Below are 23,875 nucleotides of genomic sequence, written 5' to 3'. Positions count from 1 at the left end.
GTGGCAGCCATGAGCACCCGCAAGTACCTGATCCTGAACGGTCCCAACCTCGGGCACATCGGTTCGCGCCAGCCAGAAATTTATGGAAGCGAAGGCCTGGACAGCCTGCCAGCTCTGCTGAAACCCATGCTGGGAGATGCTGGGGACGAGGTCGAGCTGCTTTTTCACCAGTCTAATTTTGAGGGCAATCTCATTGACCGCCTGGAAAAAGCCCGGCACGAGGAGCTGGACGGCGTGGCCTTCAACGCCGGGGCGCTTACGCACACAAGTCTCGCTATTGCCGATTGCTTGGCCTGGATCGGTGTTCCTTGCGTGGAAGTCCACCTTTCGAACATATTCTCCCGCACGGACGAACCCCTGCGCCAGAAGAGCCTCATGGGGAAAAGCTGCATCGGAGTTGTTGCCGGTTTCGGCATTCTCGGGTATGCGTTGGCCGTCCTGGCGCTGGAACGACATGCCGCAAAGCTTCAGGATAAAAAATAATTAGGCGCGACAGTGAGTTGTTCGCCAGTATGCCCCGGAGGTTGAATGTATTCCACGTCTGATTTCCGTCGCGGTCTTAAGATCGAGATGGATGGCAAGCCTTACGAAATTGTCGAGTTCCAGCACGTGAAGCCCGGCAAGGGCGGAGCTTTTGTCCGCACCAAGCTGAAGCACATCCTCACAGGTCGCGTCCTTGACGAAACCTTCCGCTCCGGCGAAAAGGTAGGAAAGCCCGACATCGCAGTTCAGGACATGCAGTTCCTGTATCGCGAGGGAACGGACTTCGTATTCATGGATCTTGAGAGCTACGAGCAGAAGAATATTCCGGCTTTGCAGGTGGGCGAGAAGGGCGGCTACATTAAGGAAGGCGAAACCATCAAGGTGCTGCTGTACAACGGCGAACTTTTCGACATGGATCTGCCAGCCTCTGTGGTCATGGAGGTTGTGGAGACTGAGCCCGGCGTCCAGGGCGACCGCGTCACCGGCGCCTCCAAACCCGCCAAACTCGAAACCGGCATTATGGTCAATGTGCCTCTGTTCATCACTCAGGGCGAGCGCATCAAGGTGGACACCCGCACGGGCGAATACCTGAGCCGCGAGTGATCGTTTAGGCGACTGACGGAACATGTCCGAATCTCAGAAGCCCGCCCCCAAGCGGGGCGGGCGCAATGCCAAGGCGAAAGCCAGGGCGGAGGGTAGACCAACGGACACCGTAAAATTCCGCATGGAGATTCGAGGGCTGGCATACCTCTTTGTTGCAGCCTTTCTCTTTCTGTGCGTCTTTTCCTTTGATCCGCTGGACCCCACCTTCAACCAGGCCGTGAGCGTGGCCCGCAAGACAACCAACCTTGCAGGGGCCGTTGGTTCGTATACGGCTGGCATCCTGGTAGAACTCTTCGGCATCGGCGCGCTGGCCTGGCCCCTTGTGCTGGCCTACATCGGTTTTGCCCAGTTTGCGGAACGCCTGCGCCTGGGCCTTTTCCGCTGGTTCGGCGTCGGCGTGATGGTGCTCTGCGTCATGGCTTGGGCCGCCAAGCCTTGGGCACTGCCTGTCAGCGGACAGGCCCCAACCCTTGCAGGGGGCGGAGCGCTCGGCAAGCTGGCCGTGAGCACCTCCTTCACGCTGCTGAATCCCTGGGGCTCGGCGCTGTGCTGGCTGTTCCTCACCGCCGTATCTTTGCAGGTTGGCTTCCAGGTGAGCTGGGGCGCCATCTTCAAACGATTCCGTTCATTTCTTTATGACCAGTGGTGCAAATATCGCGAGCGCTCTCTGCGCCGCAAGGGCGTCGAGAACAGCAAGGCTGCCCAGCAAAGCGATCCCGCCCCATCCCGGCCATCCATTCGCCTGCTGGAGCGCTTGAGCGAACGCTTGAGCGACCGCGCCGACAAGGCTCAACAAGGCAGCGCCAATTCTTCCGCCTCCGGCTCTTCCGGTGCTGCAGGCAAAACCGTGACCTTCGAACCGGGCTCCACTTCCGGCACCGATCTGGTTCTCAAGCCTTTCGAGGCTCCTGCGCCACCCAAGAAGCCGACGGTGAAGCATGAGCCCAGCGCCGATCTTCCCGGTGCGGAGCTGCTGCGCGAGGCGCCTCCCCAGCAGGCCACCTCAGATCCCAAGACGCTGCAGGCCAAGGCCCGGCAGCTTACTTCATGCCTGGCGGACTTCAACATTCAGGGCGAGATCCAGCAGGTCATCCCCGGCCCTGTGGTCACAATGTTTGAATTCAAGCCTGCTCCCGGCGTCAAGATCAGCACCATCGCCGCTCGCCACGACGACATCGCCTTGTCCCTCAAGGCGCTGGCAGTGCGCATCGAGGCTCCCATACCGGGAAAGGACTCCATCGGGGTTGAGATTCCCAACGAGCGCCGCCAGACGGTGTCCCTGCGGGAGATCATCGAGCACCCGGTGTTCACCATGGCGAGATCGCCGCTGACTCTCGCGCTAGGCAAGGATATTCAGGGAGCTCCCCAGATCGCCGACCTTGCCACCATGCCGCACATTTTAGTGGCCGGCGCCACGGGCGCGGGCAAGAGCGTGTGCCTGAACGGTTTCCTTGTGTCGATTTTGTTCAAAGCTTCGCCGGAAAAGGTAAAGCTGCTGCTGATCGACCCCAAGCGCATCGAGCTGGCCATCTATTCTGATTTGCCGCACCTGGTGCACCCGGTGGTGACGGACATGAGCCTCGCCAAGAGCGCCCTGGAATGGGCCATGTGCGAAATGGACTCCCGCTACGAGATTCTGGCGCGCATCGGCGTGCGCAACATCGAGGGCTACAACCAGAAGCTGGCCGAGATGGGCGACAAGCGCCCGGACGAACTGGCTGATCTTGCACCCCTGCCGTATCTCGTCATCGTCATTGACGAGCTTGCGGACCTGATGATGACTGCGGCCAAGGATGTGGAGACCTGCATCGTGCGCCTGGCGCAGCTTGCGCGCGCGGCTGGCATCCATATGATTCTGGCCACCCAGCGCCCCAGCGTTGATGTCGTCACGGGCCTCATTAAGGCGAACTTTCCCACGCGAATTTCCTTCCAGGTGACCAGCCGCCACGACTCGCGCACCATTCTGGACACCGTCGGCGCTGAACGCCTGCTGGGCAAGGGCGACATGCTCTACAAGTCCGGCGGGTCCAAGCTGCGCCGTCTGCACGGCGCCTATGTTGACGAGACCGAGATCGAGGCTGTGGTGGCTTACTGGAAGGCCCGCCAGCCTCAGCAGTTCGACCTGGACTTCAGCGAATGGCGCAAGGAAGGCGAGGCCGCGCCTGGTTCCGGCGGCGGCGAGGGCGGTGGCAACGGCGTGGCCGACGATCCCATGTACGCCGAGGCTCTTGAATTCGTCACCGGCCAGGGAAGGGCGTCCATATCCCTTATCCAGAGACGTTTCCGCATCGGGTTCAACCGCGCAGCCCGATACATCGAGCAGATGGAGGCCGACGGCCTGCTGGGCTCGGCTGACGGCAGCAAGCCCCGCGTGGTCATCAAGGGCCGCGACTAACGGATTTCCTTCACCGCTCCAAAGAATAAAAGCCCCCGCGACGCATCGCGGGGGCTTTTTTTTCTTGGACGAAACGACGTTGTGTCGCTATTTCACCTTGGCCATTGTCAGCGGTTTGGCGCTGTTCTGGGCCGACTGCTCGACCACATTATCAGACCACCCGCCGCCCAGGGCCTTGTACAGGGTCATGGTGTTGGCCAGGCGCGAAAGCCGTGTGGCGATGAGTCCCTGGCGAGAGGTGGCATAAGAACGCTGTGCGTCGAGCTTGGACAGGTAGGAGTCCACACCGGACTCGTAGCGCAGGGTGGAGAGTTCGTAGCTTTTGCCAGACGCCTTGACCAGCGAGGTCTGGGCCGCCACCTGGCCTTCCAGGGACGCGCTCTGGGCCAGACAGTCCGACACCTCGCGGAAGGCGGTCTGCACGGCTTTCTCGTACTGCGCGAGCATGATGTCGCGCTCGGCCTCTGAGGCCTTGACCCCGGCTCGAATGGCTCCGGCGTGGAAGATGGGCAGGGTGAGCTGTGGCGAGAACGCCCACATTCCAGAAGCCGCCTTGAACAGGTCGTTGACCTCGTTGCTGGCGAACCCATAGTTGGCGGTGATGCCGATGGACGGGAAGTAGCGGGCGCGGGCTGCGCCGATGTCGGCGTTGGCGGCCTTGAGCTGGTGCTCTGCGGCGAGCACGTCGGGCCTGCGGGTCAGCACTTCGGAGGGCAGACCAGCAGGCACGGGGTTCAGCGGGGCCACATCTGCAAGGGATTTGGCTGGCAACAGCTCCGCAGAAAGCGGCATTCCAACCAGCACCGACAGCAGGTTCTCGTCCTGCGTCACCTGAGAGGCATACTTGGCCATCTGGACCTTGGCGGTGTCCACTGTGGTTTGGGCGCGGCTCAAATCCAGTTCGTTGGCCACGCCGAAGCTGAAGCGCTGCTGGACTATTTCCAGGGAAGCCAGTTCGGTTTCAAGAATCTCTTTGGCCAATGAAAGCTGTTCCCGGTCCGCCGCCAGGGTCAGATAGGCCGTGGCCACTTCGGCAACCAGGCTCAGCTCAATGCTCCTGCGCGACGCCTCGGTAGCCAGGAACTTCTCCAGAGCTTCGTCCTTCAGACTTTGGATGCGGCCGAAGAGGTCGAGCTCAAAGGCGCTGAAGCCGAGGCCCACGCTGTACGTGTGGCTGGTGGACGCCTTGCCGGTGCTGGAGAGCTTGGCCGGTGTACGTTGATTGTTTGCTCCAGCCGTTGCGTCGATTTTTGGGAACAGATCGGCGCGCTGGATCTGATACTGGGCCTGCGCCTTTTCGATTTTGAGGGCCGCCACGCGCAGGTCGCGGTTGTTGATCAGGGCCAATTCCACCAGCCGCTTCATGGGTTCGTCCGCAAGGATCTGCCGCCAGTCCTGGGTCTTTGCGCCGGGCGTTGATTTCATGACGCCGCCGCTGGTCCATTCCGCTGGCAGTGGCGGCGCGGGCTGGGTGTATTTGGGGGCCATGGTGCAGCCCCCCGCGAACACTGGAAGCAGTGCGGCCACAAAGGCTGCGGCCAGGGCGTGTTGTTTGGAGCGCATTACTTTACCTCGGGGGTGTTATCGGTGCCAGTCCCGGCGTCCTGAGCCGCAGGAATGGACTGATTCTCTTCTGTTGCGGCGGTTGCATCGGCCTGGGCCAGGGGCTTGTTCTTTCCGCGCATGGCGAGGCGGTACACGATGACGAAGAACACCGGCACGAAGTAGATGCCGAGCACCGTGGCGGCAGTCATGCCGCCTATGACGCCGGTGCCGATGGCTTTCTGGCTGCCGGAGCCCGCGCCTGTGCTGATGGCCAGGGGCAGCACGCCAAGGATGAAGGCCAGGGAGGTCATGAGGATTGGGCGTAGGCGCAGGCGCGAAGCCTCAATGGTCGCCTCCAGCAGGCCATGGCCCTTTTCCACCAAGTCTTTGGCGAACTCCACGATGAGAATGGCGTTTTTTGCTGCCAGCCCGATGGTGGTGAGCAGACCCACCTGGAAGTACACGTCGTTGGTGAGCCCTCGCGCTAGGGTGGCCAGCACTGCGCCGATGACGCCCAGGGGCACCACAAGCATGACCGCTGTGGGTACGGACCAGGATTCATAGAGCGCCGCCAGGCACAGAAACACCACCAGGATTGAGATGACATAGAGGATCGGCGCCTGGGAGCCGCTCATGCGTTCCTGGTAAGACAAGCCGGTCCACTCGATGCCGATGCCAGGGGGGAGCTTGGCAGCTATTTCTTCCATGGCCTTCATGGCCTCGCCCGAGCTTTTGCCAGGGGCGGGCATGCCGAGAATTTCCACCGAAGGCATGCCGTTGTACCGCTCAAGGCGCGGCGAACCGTAGGTCCAGCGTCCTGATGAGAAGGCCGAGAAGGGCACCATGTCGCCCTGTTTGTTGCGGACATACCAGCGGTTGATGTCCTCAGGCATCATGCGGTAGGGCGCATCGCCTTGCACAAAGACCTTCTTCACGCGGCCACGGTCCAGGAAGTCGTTGACGTAGGAGCCGCCCAACGCAGTGGACATGGTGTTGTTTACTTCAGCCATGGACAGGCCGAGCGCTCCGGCCTTGGCCTGGTCGATGTCGATCTGGTACTGCGGGGTGTCCTCCTGTCCGTTGGGGCGAACGGCCATGAGCGAGGGATGCTTGGAGGCCATGCCCAGCATCTGGTTGCGCGCCTGCATGAGAGCCTCGTGGCCCAGGCCCGCGCGGTCCTGCAGGAACAGGTCGAAGCCCGAGGCGTTGCCCAGCTCCATGACCGCAGGCGGCGTAAAGGCGAAGACCATGGCGCTCTTTATCTTGCTGAAGGCGCCCATGGCGCGGTTGGCTATGGCGCCTGCGCGCGAGGCTTCACCCTTGCGCTCGTCCCAGGGCTTTAGCTGTACAAAGGCCAGGCCAGCGTTCTGCCCGCTTCCCGCAAAGCTGAAGCCGGCCACGGTGTAGATGGAGCTGACCGTAGCCTTCTCCGTCTCCATGAAGTGCTGCTCCACCTGCTTCAGCACCTCGATTGTGCGCTCCTGGGGAGCGCCTGCGGGCAACTGAACTAGGCCGAAGATGATTCCCTGGTCTTCCTCTGGCAGAAACGAGGACGGCAGGCGCAGGAACAGTACGCCCAGGGCCACGAGGATGGCCACGTACACGGCCATGACCCGCTTGGGCCGACCCAGCAGGCCGGTGACGTTGCTCTTGTACTTGTGGCTGCTCTTGTCGAAGGCTCGGTTGAACCAGCCGAAGAAGCCGTGCTGCGTATGGGTGTGGTGCTCGCCCTTGCGGATGGGCTTGAGGAAAGTGGCGCACAGTGCCGGTGTGAGCACGATGGCCACAAGCACCGAGAGCGCCATGGCGGAGACGATGGTCAGGGAGAACTGACGGTAGATGACGCCGGAGGAACCGCTGATGAAGGCCATGGGGATGAACACTGCAGAGAGCACCAGGGCGATGCCCACCAATGCGCCGGTAATCTGGCTCATTGATTTTTTGGTTGCCTCCTTGGGTGACAGGCCTTCCTCGGTCATTATTCGCTCCACGTTTTCAACCACCACGATGGCGTCGTCCACGAGAAGCCCGATTGCCAGGACCACGCCGAACATCGTCAGCGTGTTGATTGAGAATCCGAACGCGGCCATGACTCCGAAGGTGCCCAGGAGAACCACGGGCACGGCGATTGTCGGAATGATGGTTGCGCGCATGTTCTGCAGAAACAGATACATGACCAGGAAGACCAGGATGATGGCCTCTATGAGCGTCTTGACAACTTCCTCGACGCTGACGCGCACAAAGGGGGTTGTGTCGTAGGGGAACACCACGCTCATTCCCTTGGGGAAGGTCGAGGACAGCGAGGTCATGGCCTTCTGGACGTTCTTCACTGTGTCGAGGGCGTTGGCCCCGGTCGCCAGCTTGATGGCCAGGCCGGTTGCGGCCTTGCCATTGAAGCGCGTCAGGGCTTCGTAGGACTCGCTGCCCAGCTCGCAGCGCGCAACGTCGGACAAGCGCACGACGGAGCCATCGGTGTTGACGCGCAGCAGGATTTTTTCGAACTGCTCCGCCGTCTCCAGGCGGGCCTGAGAGAGGATGGTGAAGCTCATCTGCTGGCCGGGAACCGAGGGAGTGCCGCCGATTTGTCCTGCGGAGATCTGCGCGTTCTGCGCCAGAATTGCGCTCGAAACGTCAGCCGGAGTGAGCTTGTAGTTGTTCAGCTTGTCCGGATCCAGCCAGATGCGCATGGCGTACTGCGATCCGAAGATGGTGGCCTCGCCCACGCCGTTCACGCGGCTGATGGGGTCCAGCACGTAGGCTGCGGCGTAGTCGCTCAGGTCCCTGCCTGTCATGGCGCCGTCTTCGGACACGAAGCCGATGATCATGAGGAAGTTCTTGGCGGTCTTGGCCACGGTGATGCCCTGGCGCTGAACCTCAAGGGGGAGAAGCGGAGTCGCCAGCGCGAGCTTGTTCTGCACCTGCACCTGGGCGATGTCCGGGTTGGTGGACGAATCGAAGGTCAGGGTGATGACCGCCGCGCCGGTGGTGTCGCTGGTTGAGGACATGTACTGCAGGTTGTCTATGCCCTTCATCTTCTGCTCAATAACCTGGGTGACTGTGTCCTCCAGGGTCTTGGGCGAGGCTCCGGGATAGGCGGCGGTGATGCTGATGGCCGTGGGCGCGATGGCCGGGTACTGCGAAATTGGCAGCTTCAGGATGGAAAGCACGCCGCAAAGCATGATGATGATGGCGATCACCCAGGCGAAGACCGGGCGATCGATGAAGAACTTGGCCATGATATGTGCTCCCGGTCCCTGTTACTGTTCGGACTTGGGTTCAGAATTGTTGCCGGGTGCTGCGGAGCCCGTGGAGCCGGGCCAGGGTTGATCCTTGGGCGGCGAATAGACGATGCTTCTCTTGTCGTTCTGGACTTTGGCCGTTGGCGCGTCCTTCATGACTTCCTTCATGATCTCTTTCATAGAGCCTTTGGCCGATGCGGGCTTGTCGGACTGGGGGGCCATCTGCGGGGCTTCGCTCTTGGGCGTAGCTGTCGCGGAAGGATTCGCGTCCTTGGGCTTTTCAGTCTTGGGGGCTGTTTCCACCTTGGGCGCGGCCTCGGTTTTGGTGACGGGTTGATCCGCAGCGGCAGGAGCCGGGGCGGTGGCGTTTGCTTCTGGCGTGGCGGCTGGCTGCGAGGCCTGTCCGGCTTCCACGGCCTTGGCCTTGCCGCCCGGCCTCACCTTCTGCAGTCCGTCCACGACGACGCGATCGCCTGCGGCGAGGCCGGATGACACCAGCCATTTGTCGCCCACGACTCGGCTCACCCCGATGGGGCGCATCTCAACCACGCCATCGGCCTTGACCACAAGGACCTGGGCCGCGCCCTTGCTGTTGCGGCTCACAGCTGCCTGCGGCACCAGAATGGCATTTTCCTCCACGCCCTCCTCGAGCACCGTGCGAACATAAAGCCCGGGAAGCAGATCCTGGTGCGGATTGGGGAACAGGGCGCGCAAGGTGATGACGCCGGTGTTCTGGTCAACGGTGATGTCTGAGAACTGAAGCGAGCCCTCAAGGGGGTAGGGGGTGCCGTCCTCGAACAGGAGTTTCACTTTTGCTCCGCCTGCGCCAGCTTTCTTGAGCTTGCCGCTGGCAAGGTCGCGCTTCAGTCGCAGCACTTCGCCGCTGGACTGGGTGACGTCCACATACATTGGGTCGGTCTGTTGCACAGTAGCCAGGGCGTTCGTCTGGCTTGCCGTAACCAGCGCGCCTGGAGTGACGCTGGACTTTCCAATGCGGCCGCCGATAGGCGAGGTGACGTGGGTGTATGAAAGGTTGATGCGGGCTGTTTCAAGCGCAGCACGAGCGGAGACGACCTCTGCCTCGGCCTGGAGGTGCAAAGCCTGGGCATCGTCGTTGTCCTGCTGGCTCACGGCGTTGACCTTGGACAGGTTGCCGTAGCGGTCGCCTTTGAGGCGAGCGGGCAGGGCGTTGGCCTCAGCCTTTGAGAGCGTAGCCTTGGCGTTGTTGTAAGCGGCCTGATACGTGGAAGGGTCAATCTGGTAGAGTACTTCGCCAGCCTTGACGTCGGACCCCTCCCTGAACAGGCGTTTCTGTATGATGCCGCCCACCTGGGGCCGCACGTCTGAAACCTGATAGGCCGAAGTGCGCCCGGCAAGAGTTGTCGTTAGTATGACTTTTTCTGGCGCGATGGTGTGAACCGTGACCTCCGGCTCGCCGGCCTGGGGCGGCCCGCCTGCCTGTTGATTTTGTCCACAGCCGGAAAGGGCCGTCAGAAGAACGCCTACGAGAAGCAGAGAACCTGGAAGGAATTTAGCAATGCGCATGTGTGTGTCCTGACCTGTTTATATGTGAGCTGATGGCAAGGGACGGCTAATGCTGGTGAGCCAAGCGAATGCGCTCTATGCCGCCCAAGGAAAATTGCATGATGAACTCGGTGATGTGTTCGATGTTGCTGGCCTTGAGCGTCAATTCTGGGTTCATGCGGGTGAGGGCCTCTTTGGCGAAATCGAACAGTACGCATTGGCCGATGATGCTTGAGCCGCAGCGCGACACCACCACTTCCTCAACTCCAGGTAGCATGTGACGTAGAATGTCGAGCAAGTACGAGTGTTTCGGCCTGCAGTTGCGCTCGAAAATCTCGCCAAAATGAGGAGAGGGCTCAATAAACTCCTGCTTGAGCAATTTTCCCAGACGTTCATTTTCTGCGGTTCCATCCCCGAGGGTTTGCGCTAAGAAGCTTTGCACGTAGGCACGCAGACGGTCTTCCGAAGGGCTGTCCTTCGTCACGTTGAGGTCGTGCGGGTGCCGCTTGGCCTCACGCTCCATGTAGTCCTGGAGTACCGCCACATAGAGTTTGTCCTTGCCGCCGAAATGATAGTTCACAGAGGCGACGTTGGCCCCCGCGAGGCTGCAAATGTCTCGAACTGTGGCGTTCTTGATTCCTTGCTCCGCGAAGACCTTGCGGCCTGCTTGCAATAGCCGGGCCTTAGTGCCGGTTTCCGAGGGTGCTGACATCATGTGCTCCTGAAGACGAAACAATGTTTGCAATATAAATTTAAACAGCATTTAAATTCTTGTTTTGCAGTTGTCAAGCCCCTTGTGACTTGATTGTCAAACAAACGTTTTAACGATGGTGTTGCAGACGGTTATGATCCATCTGGTGCAGTGCGAACAACGCGCAAGGGGTGCTGCAAGGATGAGGTCGAGGGGATACGGATGGAGTATGCTGCGGAGTATCAGTCTCAAATTGATGAAAGAATTTTTTGAAGAGAACTCTTTGCACATTTTTCAACCAGGGAGATCATTTCCTGGGCGTGTTGCTGGCGGCGCATGATGGCTTCGCAAGCAGCTTCATCGTGTGCGAAGTGGTCCAGCTTCTCCTGGAATCGCTGTGCGACACCAACGAGCTGAGGCCCGCGCACGAGTTTGTCTGCCAAGTATACCAGTTCGCGTTCCGTGGGCCGCGTCAGGCCTGCGGGATCAATGTCCCGGTGTGCGGCAATAATTGCCGCCTGATGCGGGTACCCTAGCTCGTACAGTAACGCACCGCCAATTTTTTCATGTTCCGAATGGCCCTTGGCGATGTCGTGAAGCAGCGCCGCAGACTCCATGAGCTCCAGGTCGAGGCCGTATCCGCAGGCGTTGAGCGCGCGCCCCAAGGCCAGGGCGACATCGGCGACACCGCGTGCGTGTGCATGGCCGCGTTCACCTGCGTCATGCAGATCAAGCAGGGCGAGCGCTTCGGCCGGCGTCGCAACATCCTGTCGCGTGACGCGGGTCATTGCCTCGGCAAAGGCGGCATCATCGTCCACATCAAAGAGAATATGCCTGTCGGCTACTGGAACCTCCTCATAATCAATGGCGGTTAAGGCGCCAGCCAGCCCGTTTTCTCCCTTCCAGTCCCTGATGCGAGGCAGCGCCATTGTTCGCAGGAGCGGCGGATGCCCTGGCTTGGTGTGGAAGGTGGGAATGAGCGCCTGCGCCTGGGTGTGGCGCATCCGTTCCGCCAAAGCGCGAACTGTTTCCGTCCGGAGCAGCGGCATATCCACGGGCAGGACGAAGACGGCGTCCGTGTCCAGGGGCAGGGCCGCCAAGCCGGCCAGCACGGAGGAGAGCATGCCGTCCTCGTAGTGTGGATTGAGCACTGGGCGAATCCCATTTCGCAAAGCTTCGTCTTTGACCTCGTCGGCACGGTAGCCTGTGACGGCAATTATATCATTCACGTTGGCTGTTCTGAATAAATTGGCTGCCCGGGCCAGCATGGTCATTCCGTCTAGAGGCAAGAGCGGTTTGAAGCCTGGCAGGCGTGAAGACCGGCCTGCGGACAGGATGATCGCCGACAGCTGCATCAGCAAGGCACCTTTGTGTGAGAGAGCAAGGTTGCTAGTTCTGCTGCAGGCATAGGCGGGAAGTTTAGGGCGCGCAGAAGGGGAGTGGGCGTGGAGAACTCAAGGGCGCTTAGGCCCGCGTAGTCCTGCCCTATGCTGAAGATATTGCTTAGGGGCAGGCCGAGGGCTTGGCAGATGAGGGCCCGGTTGATGCCGGCATGGGCCACCACCAGCGCCAGGGCGTTGTTCAGCCCGGCGGTCTGCGCGAGTATGCCGCTGAGGGCGATCCAGGCGCGGCGCTGGGCTTGTGCGAAGCTTTCACCTCCGGCTGGGGCCACGTTGGCAAGGTCTGATCCACGTCGCTCGAACTCGCCAGGATAACGCTGGCGTACCTCAGCCTCGCTTAACCCTTCCCATTTTCCTAGGCTGATTTCGCGCAGGCCGTCCAGGGGCAATGCCTGGATCGGCTGTTTGGACAGAGCCAGTTCCGCCGTCTCGCGACAACGCGAAAGACTGGAGCACCAAGCTCCGACCAGCGGTAGTCCGGACAGGGGCTCGGACCAGCTGACGGCTTGGCGGCGGCCCCGGTCCGTGAGCGGCAGGTCGCTTTGCCCCACGAACCGCCGTGGGCTGGATTGGGTGATCTCTCCGTGGCGGAGCAACAGCACTGTGGTCATGCGGTAGTGTAGGATCAACCTGTCCGGTCTGTCGAGTGGGATGAAGTCGAAACTCTCGTCAGGGGGGCGCGCTGTGTTTTGTCGACAGGCAATGCAGTGAAACGAAAAAGGGCTTACGGTTTACGCCGTAAGCCCTTATCATGTACTGGTCGGGATGAGAGGATTTGAACCTCCGGTCTCCGCGTCCCGAACGCGGCGCTCTACCAGACTGAGCCACATCCCGTTGTTGAGACGTCGGCTTTTAGCTGAATCGAAAATAAAAGGCAAGCGTTTGAGTAGTCCTTGTCCCATTTAGGGGGAACTCCCGCGCAAGTCCTTCTGGTTGGACAACTATAAGAAAATATGCGAATCTCACTTAGGTTTGGTACGATGAAGTCGGACTTTTTTTAACGTCCCTGTTCATCATGTAAAGGAGTGTTTTGTGATCAAGGTTGTAGTTGTCGACGACTCTGCGTTCATGCGCAAGGCCATCAGCACCATGCTGGCAAAGGACCCGGAGATCGACGTGGTGGCCACGGCTCGTGATGGCGTGGAGGGGCTTGAGCTCATACGCAAGCACAACCCGGACGTCGTCACTCTGGATATCGAGATGCCCCGGATGGACGGCCTCACGACTTTGCGCCACATAATGATGGAGATGCCCAGGCCCGTTCTCATGGTGAGCTCCCTCACCAACGAGGGCGCAGAAGCTACCCTCAAGGCCTTGGAGCTCGGCGCCGTTGACTTCATCCCCAAGCAGCTCTCCAAGGTCTCTCTCGATATTGTCAAGATCGAGGCCAGCCTCATCTCCAAGGTAAAGATCGTTGCTTCGCGCAAGCTCATGCATACTCGCCCGCGTGCGGCAAGCATAGCGCGGCCAACTGCGCCGGTCACCACTCCCCTTGCGGCTCGCGCCATCGCCAGGCCCGCCAGCAACGGCACGACGGCCGCCATGGTAACCCCCAACGGATCCGCCAAGCGAGACGTGGTCGTGATCGGCGTTTCCACTGGCGGACCACCTGCTGTGCAGAAGGTGCTTTCGGCACTTCCCGCCGACTTTCCCGCCAGCATCATCATCGCCCAGCATATGCCGCAGGCTTTCACCGGTCCCTTCGCCAAACGATTGGACGGGTTGTGCAAGATCAGCGTGAAGGAGGCGGAGCCCGGAGATAGGCTTAAGCCCGGCTGCGCCTTCATCGCCCCCGGCGGCAAGCACCTGCTGCTGAAGCAGATGGTGAGCCGTGTTGATTTGGAGATCAGCGCCGAGCCTGTCAGCGCTTTGTACAAGCCTTCAGCCAACGTGCTCATCACCAGCGCCGCAGAAGCCGTGGGCCGACGCGCCCTGGGCGTTATCCTCACCGGCATGGGCAATGACGGTATGGAAGGCATCCGCGCTCTTAAGTTGAAGGGGGGCCGTGCTTTGGCGCAAAGCGACGCCAGCTGTGTTGTGTATGGAATGCCTAAAGCAATCGTTGACGCTGGACTTTCAGACGAGATTGTGGATATTGATGAAATGGCCCAAGCCATCATGAATAACCTGTATTTGTAAGCTGCGCGGAGCGCGGCGGATGGAATGCCTGCCGTTACCACTGGTTGGACAAGACCCTGGAGGGGTTCAAGCCGATGACAGACTGCAAAGAAATCCTGGCGATGCTCAAAAGTGCCGAGACGGATGTGCTGCGCGAGGGGGCCTATCTGGCCGGCGAAGAGCATTGTGAAGACGCGGTGCCCTTTCTTGTGGGGATGCTCAAGAGCAGCAATATTGGTGTTCAGGAGTCCGCAGATAATGCGCTCCGGAAGATTGGCGGCAAAGAGGCCGTTACTGGAGTCATACCGCTGTTGAGCTCTGATGAAGCCCCCGTGCGCAATGGGGCCATGGACATACTGCGTACCTTGGGCAGTCAGGAGCTCCAGTCCATTATCCCGCTTTTGAAGGAGGAAGATGTGGATATCCGCATCTTCGCCACAGATATTTTGGGCTCCGCAGGCAATGTCATGGCTGTTGCGCCTTTGTGCGAGGCCCTCTTGAAGGACCCCGAGGTCAACGTGCGCTATCAGGCCGCTGTGAGCTTGGGCAGCCTTGGGCTGCCCGAGGCCGCCAAGTGCCTGAATCAGGCCATGCGCGACGAGGAGTGGGTTCAGTACTCGGTCATCGAGGCCTTGGCGAAAATTCGCCACTCCAGTTCCGTTGACGCCATGGTCAAGGCCATGAGCCACTCTTCTGAGCTTGTGGTCTCCATGATTATCGACGCTCTGGGTGAAATGGGCAACGTCAAGGCCGTTTCGCTTCTGCTCAGCCGCATGGAGTCATCGCCCACGGCCCTTCGTAATAAAATCGTCAAAGCCATCGTAAAGATCCTTGGCGCCAAGCTGGTAAACCTGCTGCCCAAAGACGCGCGTGAGAACTTTCGCGACTATCTTCTTGTGGCACTTGAGGACGAAGAAGAAGAGGTTCAGGACGCCGCCATACTCGGTTTGGCGGTTATGGGCGGCGACGATGCCGCAGCCGGTGTTTTCGCCATCGCCCTGAAGCTTGATCCGGGCAAGGACCAGGACCGTCTGGACAGCATTCTCGCAAGCCTTTCCCAGATGGGGGTCACTGCGGTTCTGAAGAATGCGCTTCGCAATGATGACGTTCACAGCGCATTGCTGGCCGTCGAAACCCTCGCGCGCATCTCCGATCCCGAGGTGGAGAACGTTCTGGTCAACTCCTTTTGGCAAGGCTACATCACGGTGCAGCGCGCCATCGTGGTCGTTCTTGCGCGCATCGCCGGACCGGGCAGCGTCGATTTCTTCATGGATCTTTTGCACAAGCACAACGATGGCAAGGTGCTGAAGTCCGCCGCCAATTTCCTTGGGCAGAAGCTGAAGCATCCTCCTGCCGCTGAAGCACTCTTCGACCTCTTGGACCACCAGTACGACGACGTTAAGGAAGCCGCCCTGGACGCCTGCGTGGCCATTGGTGGCGCAGAGATGCAGGAGCGTTTTAAGGCGTTGTTTTCGGGGGAGGATCAGGTCAAGCGCCTTATGGCTGTATACGCCTTGGGCCGCATTGATGCAGCCGCCAACCTTGAACTACTCAAAACCGCTCTTGAGGACGCCAGCCCAGACATCCGCAAGCATGCGCTGGAGGCCATCAGCTCCCTTTGTTATCAAAATGACGTGTGGGTTGAGCTGCTTGCTCCGCGCCTGCTGGATGAGAATCGCGATGTGCGCCAAACAGTGGTCGAGATTATGGGCAAGTGCTTTTCGCAGCAGCTTGTCCCCCATTTGTTGCACGCTTTGAACGACGACGATGACTGGGTGAAGGTGCGCGCCCTTGAGGTGCTGGGCCAGCACCGTGTGGTGGAATCCATTCCTGGGGTTATGAACCTTCTGGAGTACCAGAACAAGCTGGTCGCCATCCGGGCCATTGAATGTCTTGGCAGCATTGGCGGCACCGCTGCTTTCCAGGCCCTGCTGTCCATCTCGAACAGCGAGGACTACGAGTTGATGGAGGCCGCCGAAGCCGCCATCTCCAGGATTCAGGAAGAACAGGAAAGGGAACTGTAAATGGCTGCGCTTTTTTCTCCATCTGGGGCCGTCGGGGCAGAGCTGAAGATCAGCGACGCCGAATTCGTTCAGCTTCGTGACTTCATCTATGCTCAATGTGGCATCTATGTTGCTGATAACCGGAAGTATCTCGTTGAGAATCGTCTTGCTAACCGCTTGAAGCTGCTGAGTTTGAAGAATTTTGGAGAATACTACCACTATCTCCAATACGACTCCAACAAGAAGACCGAGCTCACGAAGCTTTTCGAGGTCATCACAACCAACGAGACCAGTTTCTACCGCAATCCCCCGCAGTTGAAGGTGTTCCAAGAGAACATCCTGGCCGAGGTCATCGCCGAGCTGAAAAAGAAAGGCGACAAGCGGCTCAGGATTTGGTCTGCTGGCTGTTCCACAGGTGAAGAGCCATACACCATCGCCATCATAGTGGCCGAGGTGCTTCGGGGCGAACTTCCGGCCTGGGACGTGCGCATCACCGCCAGCGATCTTTCGGAGCGCGTGCTTGAAACAGCGCGCAAGGGCATATACAATGAGTACACCCTGCGCACTACGCCCAAGGAGATAGTCGCCCGTTATTTTGAGAAAGATGGCGAAAACTTTCGTGTAAAGCCCGAGCTCAAGCGTCTTATCTCCTTTGGACAGCTTAACCTTTCCGACCGCGTGGCCCTCAAACGGGTGGAGCGTTCGCAAATAGTGCTCTGCCGAAACGTCATCATTTACTTTGACGATGAGATGAAGCGCAAGGTCATTGGGGCCTTCTACGACAACCTTATGCCGAGCGGCTACTTGCTTATCGGGCACTCTGAGTCTCTGCACAACATCACGCGCTCCTTCAAGCCCATCCACTATCCAGGGGCCATTATGTATAAGAAGGAGGCCTGATGCGCCGGAGAACGGGTTCGTACGGCCAACGGTTCGGGTGATTTTTTGAGTACGAGGGTCATCGCCATTGCGAACCAGAAGGGCGGGGTGGGCAAGACCACCACAGCGCTGAATCTGGCGGCCGCCCTGGCTCGGTTGAACAAGCGGGTGCTGGTCATCGACCTTGACCCCCATGCCAACGCCTCGGTACACCTATCTTTTTTTCCGGAGACCCTTGAGGCCACAGCGTACGATCTTTTCCAAGCAGAGACTGCGGACGGCGCGCTCTTTACGAGGATCCTGAAAACAGGGCTTTCCAGCGGGTTTGATTTTGTTCCTGGCCACATTCGGCTCTCAGAGTTGGAGGTGGACCTCAAGGAGCGGCGGAATAAAGGGCTCATCCTCACGGACGTTTTGGCAGACAGGCGCGAGGACTACGACTACGTGCTTGTGGACTGCCCGCCGCATGTGGGGATTTTGTTGGTCAACGCCATCGTGGCCTCTGACATGGTGCTCATCCCCATACAGACGGATTTTCTGGCCTTGTACGGGATACGATTGTTATTTGACACCATCCGGCTTCTCAATCGGGTGCTGCCCCGAAGCGTGCGCTACATGGCCCTTGCCACCATGTATGATCAGCGCACTGCGGCATGTCGGCGCATTTTGCGCCTTATGCGCGACAAGCTGGGCGAACGGGTTTTTGAGACCGTGATTCATTTTGACACCAAATTTCGGGAATCGAGCGCAGGTGGCAAGGTTATTTTTGAGGTGGACCCGAGGGCTCGTGGAGCTGTGGAATACATGCAACTGGCAAAAGAGATAGACGCACATGAAAACGCCTGAGCAATATTTCGTCGATGATGTCCGCCTGCCGGACGTAGACGACGCGGGCCGTGCCCTCACAAGCGCGGAGCAGGCCTTCCTGGACAAGTACCTTGGCGCCGAGCGCGAGAAGGTTCTGGCCCAGGCCGCACGGCTTGATCCCCGCAGCGAGGACGTGGTGTCCGGCATCGTCGGCACCGAATCTGGCGGCTCTGCTGAAGAGCACTCCGACGAGAAGATGCGCAGCCAGTTGGAAATCCGATTGGTGAGCTTTTCGCTTCTGGAGCGTGAATATGCGCTGCCCATTACGGTAATCCAGGAGGTCATTCGCTACGTCAAACCGACGAAGCTGCCCACGGCTCCCGCCTGCATTGCTGGGATCATCAACCTGCGCGGACGGGTGACGCCGCTGGTGAGTTTGCGCACGCTGCTCGGCATTCCAGGTGAGCAGGATGACCGCTTCATCGTCGTTTGCCGCCATCGGGGCCTTCAGATCGGGCTCATGATCGGCGCAGTTTCCACGATGTACAAGGCCGGCGGGGACGATCTCGAGTGGAACGTAGAAGGTAACATCGGCGTCAGCGCACACCTGCTCATGGGGCTCTATAAGTCTGGCGAAAAGCTCATCAGTATCCTGTCCATCGACAACCTAGTCCAGGTAGTGCTGCAAGGGGGAAGGACGCATGCCTAAACATATTCTGATTGTGGACGATTCTAAGACTGTAAGGAATCTTGTCGCCTTCATCATGAAGAAGGAAGGCTTCAAGGTCACCACAGCTGAGGATGGGCTCGACGGCCTGGAAAAGCTCTACGCTGCGGAACAGGTGGATCTCATCGTGAGCGACGTGAACATGCCGCGCATGGATGGGTTCACCTTCATCAAGAACGTCCGCGAGCAAGAGGCCTATCGGGATATACCGATCATCGTCCTTTCCACCGAAGGCCAGGACAAGGACATTGAAACCGGGCTGACCCTGGGTGCGAACCTTTACATGGTCAAGCCCGCACAGCCCGAAAAGATGGTACGAAACGTCAAAATGCTTTTGGGGTGATTCCGCAGTGCGCGGGATCTGGTTTTATCCACCCCGCATGATGGTTGTCGGGCGGCGGAAACACGAGAGCAGGCAGGTAACTGAATGAGCCAGGATTACCTTGATCCAGAAATCCTCACTGACTTCTTTGTGGAAGCCAAGGAGCATCTGGAGACCATCGAGCCCAATCTGCTCCAGTTGGAGAAAAGCCCGGACAATCTTGGGCTTTTGAACGAGATCTTCCGGCCCATGCACTCCCTCAAAGGAGCGTCTGGCTTTCTTGGGCTGCACAAAATCAACGGGTTGGCCCATAAGGCCGAGAATATTCTGGACGAGTTGCGCCAGGGGGCCATGGGCGTTAATTCCGGCATCATGGACATCATTCTGGCCGCCACCGATGCCCTGCGCACTATGGTGGAGAACCTGGAGACAACGGGGCAAGAAGGCGACGTCGATACTTCTGGTATTATCGCGCGTATCGAGAACGCTTTGGCTGGCGAATACGCCACGTCACCCGCTGATGCTTCTGATGCTCCTTCCATTGAGCCGGAGCCTCTTGTTGAACTGGGGCCTGAGCCCGTGGCCGAGACTTACGCCGACCTTGTGGATGAGGCGTCTGTTCCTCTCGCCGGGCCGCTAACCATCCGCTGGCAGAACGTTGTCTACGAACCCAGCCCAGATTTTGACGCCACGCCATACGTTTTGACAACCGTGGGTGAAGGCCACTTGAATGACTTTCTCGAGGAAGCCCGCGATTTGGTGGGAAACCTCAATCAGGGCCTGCTGGAGTTGGAGAAGAATCCTGACGGCAGCAGCGAACTCGTTAATGATATCTTCCGCTATTTCCACAACATTAAAGGCAATAGCGGCATCATCGGCTATCGTGAGCTCAACGCCCTGACCCATGAGGCGGAGACTCTGCTGAACCGCGTGCGCAAGGGCGAGATGCACACCAGCCGGGGCACCATTGATCTGCTCTTGGCGGTTGTAGATCTTATCGAAGAGCTCCTCAGCCGCATCGACCTTGAAAGCGGCAAGGCGACGCCCAAGGACATCATCATGATGGCCGCCGTGCTGCAGGCCACCACCGAGGCTGGTGAACTCTCCGTGCCACCGCAGTATCTCCCTGTGCTGGCTCCAGAATTCGAGGGTTTGGCTTCTCCGGTTGCGTCTTTGGGGCAGTCCGAGTCTGAAGTGCTCGTTACCGAGGATGTTTCTTGGGAGGCCGATCCGGAGACCGCTTCCGCTCCTGAGTCCGAAATCGCGGCTCCGGCTGCTCCTGTCGCCTCAGCACCTCCATCCTCCGACTTCGATCCCGAGGATGTGTCGATCTTTGAAGATACCGCCCTGCATCAGCACAAGAGTCTTGATATGGCCATTGAGATGCTGCGCAAGGATCCTGATCAGCGCGATCTCATCGATGGGCTGTTCCGCAGTCTGACCACGTTGCAGAACTCCTGCGGCTACATGGGCCTTGCCGATGTGAAGGGCTATGCCGAACGCACCGCAGGTCTCGTTGATCAGGCCCGAAAGTCTGGCGTTGGCTTTGAGCTCATGCTCGACATTTTGTCCCAGGAGATTTCCATCCTGAAGGACATGGTCCTTGCTGCATTGGCCCGCATCAAGGGTGAATCGCCAACCGGAGCGGCTTCCGCGCCAGCAACAGAGCAGCAGCCTGCCCCAGCGCCAGAGCCTACGCCATCGACCAAGCCGATGGCGGCTTCTGCTCCGAAGCCGGAACCTGCGCCCAGGGTAGAAGCAAAGCCCCAGCCCGAAGCGCCCAAGGTCGAGGCCGCAAAGCCAGTTCCAGACCCAAAGCCGGCACCTAAGGCCGAGGCTCCGAAGCCCGCCCCAGCGCCCAAGCCTGCTGTTGTTACGCCAGCTCCGCCGACGGCGGCGCAGGCGGCTTTTGAGGCCGGCCAGGCTCCTCCGCAGAAGGGTGCAACCACCATACGAGTCGACCATGAAAAGCTCGACCATCTGATGAATCTCATCGGCGAGCTGATCATCAACCGCAATCGCTACTCCATGATTGCCCGCGCCCTGGCCGAGGGGCAGGACAATGTGCCCGATGTGGCCCAGCAGTTGACTGAGACCACCTACGCCATGGCTCGCATCTCCGATGACCTGCAGGACACCATCATGAAGGTGCGCATGGTCCCCGTTCACACTGTTTTCTCGCGCTTCCCACGCCTGGTGCGCGACCTTTCGCGCAAGAGCGGCAAGCAGGTGGAGCTCATCACCGAGGGTGAGGAGACCGAACTGGACAAGAGCGTGGGCGAGGAAATTGGCGATCCGCTGGTCCACCTTATCCGCAATTCATTGGACCACGGGCTTGAACCTGAGGATGAGCGCGTTGCATCAGGCAAGAACCCCAAGGGCAACGTTTGGCTGCGCGCGTATCATAAGGGAAATTCCGTCGCCATTGAGGTTGAGGACGATGGCCGCGGCATCGACCCGGAAAAGATGCGTCAGGTCGGCGTAAAGAAGGGGCTGGTCACGGCTGAGGAAGCCAAGCTTCTGGATGACCGTCAGGCCATTGATCTGATCTTTGCTCCGGGCTTTTCCTCTGCTGAAAAGATCACCGATGTGTCTGGACGCGGCGTCGGCATGGACGTAGTCAAAACGAACATCAAGAATCTCAAGGGCAATATTCAAATCAATTCCGAGGTGGGGCGCGGCACGCGTTTCACCCTGACTTTGCCGTTGACCCTGGCCATCATCGACGCTCTCATGGTTCAGGTTGGCAAGGACGTCTATGCAATCCCTCTCGATGCTGTAAGCGAAACCACAAAGATCGAGGTGGAGCGCTTAAGCGAGGTGAACCATCGCAAGGCCCTCACTTTGCGCGGAGAAGTTCTTGGAATCATTGAACTCTCCGAGCTCCTTGACCTTCCGCCGAACCCGGTTGAGCGCGAGATTCTGCCCGTTGTCATCATTCACGACAATGACCGCAGGCTGGGCATTGTCGTGGACCGTCTGCTGGAACGCCAGGAGATAGTCATCAAGCCGCTGGGGCAGTACCTCAACACCTTCGAGATTCGCGGCATTTCCGGGGCAACCATCATGGGCGACGGCAGTGTGGTGCTGATCCTCGATCCCCATGAGGTCTATCGTCTGGCTACCGCGACGACCAAGCAGGGAACGCTTGATTAGATACTGGTTGTGAATTGATCATTCGAGGCGGTCTGCGGGCCGCCTTTTTTTTGGGCAAGGGGGGGACGGGGTTATGCGGCGTAGAAGTTGAACAGCACGATGCTGAGCAGGGCCGTAAGCCCCATCCAGAGGGCTAGAAATTCCAGATGGATTGCCAACGAGTTGGCCCAGGGCCTGCTGCTTCGTGTTACCATTCCGGCGCAGAAGCACAAAGCAATCGAGCAGGCGCCAGCGACGACGAGCAATAACTGTGCGGAGCTGTGAACACCTGGCTGGGCCGATATTTTTGCCAGGTGCAACCAGATCATTGGCAAAAAGGCCATTGCAAGCAGTGTGGAGCGTAGGGTGCTGCGGCTCGCTATCCGCAGCATCTGGGCCAGGGCTTCGCGCCCAAAGGGGTCGCGGTCACGAAGCATGAGTATATACTCTTGGCTCATGACGCTTGCGCAGGCTATGCACAGGGGCACGAGGGCAGCGAGGGCTGCCCAGATAAACGGGGGGAGGGCGGAAGCGTCCGGGGGGATGAGGGGAGCAACGCTGATACCACCCGCTGTGGGGGCTTGAAGCACTGCTTGAGCCTGCTCCATCAAGCCAATAGTCAGGGCTAGGCTCAGACAGAGTATGATTATGGCGAGGAGTGACAGGATGAAGGCTTGGGTCAGGGGGGAGCTTTGCCGCCCGTGCCGAGCCGCTGGACGAGACTGGCGCAAGGTCAGTAGAGACGCGAAGAAGGCCAGGGCGGACACGACGAAAAGCCCAGGGCCAAGTGGTGCTGAGTGGACCCAGTCCACCATCCATGGGGCCTTTCGGGCTGCAAGGGCGGTTGCCACGGCAAATGCCAACAATGCAGGCAGAGCTGCGGTGAGCGCCATGCGCAGGAGCCGTCTTGCATAGGCTTCGATGTATTGCGTGCTGCGAAGCTGGCTGACCGCAAGGCACAACATGGCGAGCAACGGTGACCCGAGAGAGGCCAGCGCGAAGATCAGGAAGAAAGCCGGGGCGCTTAATGCTCCGGCAATGAGCAGCATTTCGGCTAAGGGCATAGAGGGAAGCCTCGCCTTTGCGGTTTGAATACTCTTTTTGTGTGCCGTATTTATGTAACGATGGCAAGGTTCTTGTCGTTGATCCACAGCTAGGGTATTGTTGCAAAATTACTCGCAGTAGCCTAATGAGATGCGAACAGGGAGTCTCTGATGCGAAAGCCCGGAATCATCATTGCGTTGTGCGCGTTTGCCCTTGCTGGTTGCGCGGGCAAGATGGACGCCCAGCGCGGCTTGAGTGAGGAATGGCGCTTGCGCAGCCTGGAGGAGAACTTTCTTAACTTTAAGGAATCACAGCGGGAACAGGAAGAGAAAGCTCGGGATCAACAGCGCAAGCTGTTGGACCGTGTGCGTGCTGTGGAAGATTCCCTGGCTCGCATGCATGAGCAGTTGGGCGTTGGAGTTGTAAAGCCTTCCGCCGCCCTGGCCTCTGCCCCACCTATCGCGTACGCCTCCCCGGTTGCACCCGCTGACCCGTCTACTCAGTCTTCCATGCCGCAGCATAGTCCCGCGCCAACCGCTGCTCTTGTCCCGCAGCCGAGCGCCTCCGCCAACGCTGGAAAAGGTCTCTACGAACAGGGCATGACCCTTGTGCGCGCCGAAAAGGGTGTTGAAGGACGCGCGATTTTGAACCAGTTCCTTGAGACGGATCCTCAGAGCGGCCTGGTTCCCAACGCCATTTACTGGATAGGCGAGAGCCACTACCTGGACAAAAATTACCCTCAGGCTATCCTTACCTTCAAGGACGTGACCCGTCGCTTCCCCAAGCATCATAAAGCCGCAGCAGCCCTGCTCAAAATCGCCATGTGCTACCAGATGATGGGTGAAAAGGACAACGCCACCCTGTATCTGCGCGCCCTTTTGAAGAGCCACCCCAAGTCCGAACCCGCTCCGGCAGCGCGCAAGCTCCTTGTGGAGCTGGGCGGTTAGCCCCCCGCCGCAG

Annotated in this window: 18 protein-coding genes and 1 tRNA gene; 11 read left to right on the top strand and 8 right to left on the bottom strand. The window is 59.3% G+C overall.

Features of this window, described 5'->3' with window-relative positions; all coding sequences use genetic code 11:
- Nucleotides 1–9: 9 nt before the first annotated feature.
- Genes Q8O35_RS13250 through Q8O35_RS13240 form a run of 3 tightly spaced genes read left to right on the top strand, consistent with a single transcriptional unit; the run spans nucleotide 10 to nucleotide 3,481 of the window.
- Nucleotides 10–483 carry a type II 3-dehydroquinate dehydratase gene (locus tag Q8O35_RS13250; RefSeq protein WP_305574106.1) on the top strand — a complete coding sequence of 158 codons (474 nt, stop codon included), beginning with the start codon at nucleotides 10–12 and terminating at the stop codon, nucleotides 481–483.
- Nucleotides 484–528: 45 nt separating this feature from the next.
- Nucleotides 529–1,086: an elongation factor P gene (efp, locus tag Q8O35_RS13245; RefSeq protein ID WP_305574104.1), complete on the top strand. Its 558-nt coding sequence runs from the start codon at nucleotides 529–531 to the stop codon at nucleotides 1,084–1,086.
- A gap of 22 nt (nucleotides 1,087–1,108) precedes the next feature.
- The gene (locus tag Q8O35_RS13240; protein WP_305574102.1) at nucleotides 1,109–3,481 is read left to right on the top strand and encodes a DNA translocase FtsK; all 2,373 of its coding nucleotides are present in this window, start codon (nucleotides 1,109–1,111) and stop codon (nucleotides 3,479–3,481) included.
- An 87-nt stretch (nucleotides 3,482–3,568) separates the two neighbouring features.
- On the opposite strand, the gene Q8O35_RS13235 is transcribed toward Q8O35_RS13240, so the two are convergent.
- The 7 genes from Q8O35_RS13235 to Q8O35_RS13205 form a co-directional block, all read right to left on the bottom strand.
- Nucleotides 3,569–5,044 (bottom strand): efflux transporter outer membrane subunit, encoded by a 1,476-nt coding sequence (locus Q8O35_RS13235; protein WP_305574100.1) that lies wholly within the window; start codon nucleotides 5,042–5,044, stop codon nucleotides 3,569–3,571.
- Nucleotides 5,044–8,262 carry an efflux RND transporter permease subunit gene (locus tag Q8O35_RS13230; protein ID WP_305574098.1) on the bottom strand — a complete coding sequence of 1,073 codons (3,219 nt, stop codon included), beginning with the start codon at nucleotides 8,260–8,262 and terminating at the stop codon, nucleotides 5,044–5,046. Before Q8O35_RS13230 ends, Q8O35_RS13235 begins: the two co-directional genes overlap by 1 nt.
- A 21-nt stretch (nucleotides 8,263–8,283) precedes the next feature.
- Entirely contained in the window at nucleotides 8,284–9,810 is a 1,527-nt protein-coding gene (locus Q8O35_RS13225; RefSeq protein ID WP_305574096.1) for an efflux RND transporter periplasmic adaptor subunit, read from the bottom strand.
- A 46-nt stretch (nucleotides 9,811–9,856) separates the two neighbouring features.
- The gene (locus Q8O35_RS13220; protein ID WP_305574094.1) at nucleotides 9,857–10,552 is read right to left on the bottom strand and encodes a TetR/AcrR family transcriptional regulator; all 696 of its coding nucleotides are present in this window, start codon (nucleotides 10,550–10,552) and stop codon (nucleotides 9,857–9,859) included.
- 176 nt (nucleotides 10,553–10,728) lie between these two features.
- Nucleotides 10,729–11,835 carry a DVU_1551 family NTP transferase gene (locus Q8O35_RS13215; protein ID WP_305574121.1) on the bottom strand — a complete coding sequence of 369 codons (1,107 nt, stop codon included), beginning with the start codon at nucleotides 11,833–11,835 and terminating at the stop codon, nucleotides 10,729–10,731.
- On the bottom strand, nucleotides 11,835–12,491 hold the full coding sequence (locus Q8O35_RS13210; protein ID WP_305574092.1) for a histidine phosphatase family protein: 657 nt from the start codon (nucleotides 12,489–12,491) through the stop codon (nucleotides 11,835–11,837). The genes Q8O35_RS13215 and Q8O35_RS13210 overlap by 1 nt, the downstream gene beginning before the upstream one ends.
- 146 nt (nucleotides 12,492–12,637) lie before the next feature.
- Nucleotides 12,638–12,714, bottom strand: a tRNA-Pro gene (locus tag Q8O35_RS13205).
- Between the two features lie 198 nt (nucleotides 12,715–12,912).
- Here Q8O35_RS13205 and Q8O35_RS13200 point away from each other — a divergent pair.
- From Q8O35_RS13200 to Q8O35_RS13170, 7 genes are all read left to right on the top strand, one after another.
- A complete protein-coding gene (locus Q8O35_RS13200; protein ID WP_305574090.1) occupies nucleotides 12,913–14,019 on the top strand; it encodes a chemotaxis response regulator protein-glutamate methylesterase in 1,107 nt (368 codons plus the stop codon).
- Between the two features lie 74 nt (nucleotides 14,020–14,093).
- Nucleotides 14,094–16,022 carry a HEAT repeat domain-containing protein gene (locus Q8O35_RS13195; RefSeq protein ID WP_305574088.1) on the top strand — a complete coding sequence of 643 codons (1,929 nt, stop codon included), beginning with the start codon at nucleotides 14,094–14,096 and terminating at the stop codon, nucleotides 16,020–16,022.
- On the top strand, nucleotides 16,023–16,901 hold the full coding sequence (locus Q8O35_RS13190; protein WP_305574086.1) for a protein-glutamate O-methyltransferase CheR: 879 nt from the start codon (nucleotides 16,023–16,025) through the stop codon (nucleotides 16,899–16,901).
- Nucleotides 16,902–16,946: 45 nt separating this feature from the next.
- A complete protein-coding gene (locus Q8O35_RS13185) occupies nucleotides 16,947–17,726 on the top strand; it encodes a ParA family protein (protein WP_305574084.1) in 780 nt (259 codons plus the stop codon).
- The gene (locus tag Q8O35_RS13180; RefSeq protein WP_305574082.1) at nucleotides 17,713–18,396 is read left to right on the top strand and encodes a chemotaxis protein CheW; all 684 of its coding nucleotides are present in this window, start codon (nucleotides 17,713–17,715) and stop codon (nucleotides 18,394–18,396) included. Before Q8O35_RS13185 ends, Q8O35_RS13180 begins: the two co-directional genes overlap by 14 nt.
- Nucleotides 18,389–18,757 (top strand): response regulator, encoded by a 369-nt coding sequence (locus Q8O35_RS13175; RefSeq protein ID WP_305574079.1) that lies wholly within the window; start codon nucleotides 18,389–18,391, stop codon nucleotides 18,755–18,757. Before Q8O35_RS13180 ends, Q8O35_RS13175 begins: the two co-directional genes overlap by 8 nt.
- Before the next feature lie 84 nt (nucleotides 18,758–18,841).
- The gene (locus tag Q8O35_RS13170) at nucleotides 18,842–21,892 is read left to right on the top strand and encodes a chemotaxis protein CheA (protein ID WP_305574077.1); all 3,051 of its coding nucleotides are present in this window, start codon (nucleotides 18,842–18,844) and stop codon (nucleotides 21,890–21,892) included.
- Nucleotides 21,893–21,963: 71 nt separating this feature from the next.
- Here the strand turns inward: Q8O35_RS13170 and Q8O35_RS13165 are convergent, their stop codons facing one another.
- Nucleotides 21,964–22,935 carry a hypothetical protein gene (locus Q8O35_RS13165; protein ID WP_305574075.1) on the bottom strand — a complete coding sequence of 324 codons (972 nt, stop codon included), beginning with the start codon at nucleotides 22,933–22,935 and terminating at the stop codon, nucleotides 21,964–21,966.
- 150 nt (nucleotides 22,936–23,085) lie between these two features.
- On the opposite strand from Q8O35_RS13165, the gene Q8O35_RS13160 reads away from it, so the two are divergent.
- Nucleotides 23,086–23,862: a tetratricopeptide repeat protein gene (locus Q8O35_RS13160; RefSeq protein WP_305574073.1), complete on the top strand. Its 777-nt coding sequence runs from the start codon at nucleotides 23,086–23,088 to the stop codon at nucleotides 23,860–23,862.
- The last annotated feature ends 13 nt before the right edge of the window (nucleotides 23,863–23,875 follow it).

It is taken from the genome of Humidesulfovibrio sp., from assembly GCF_030689645.1.
In the GTDB taxonomy this organism is placed as follows: Bacteria; Desulfobacterota; Desulfovibrionia; order Desulfovibrionales; family Desulfovibrionaceae; genus Humidesulfovibrio.
The sequence above is the reverse complement of the archived record's forward strand: the minus strand, read 5'-3'. Positions and strand labels throughout refer to the sequence as shown.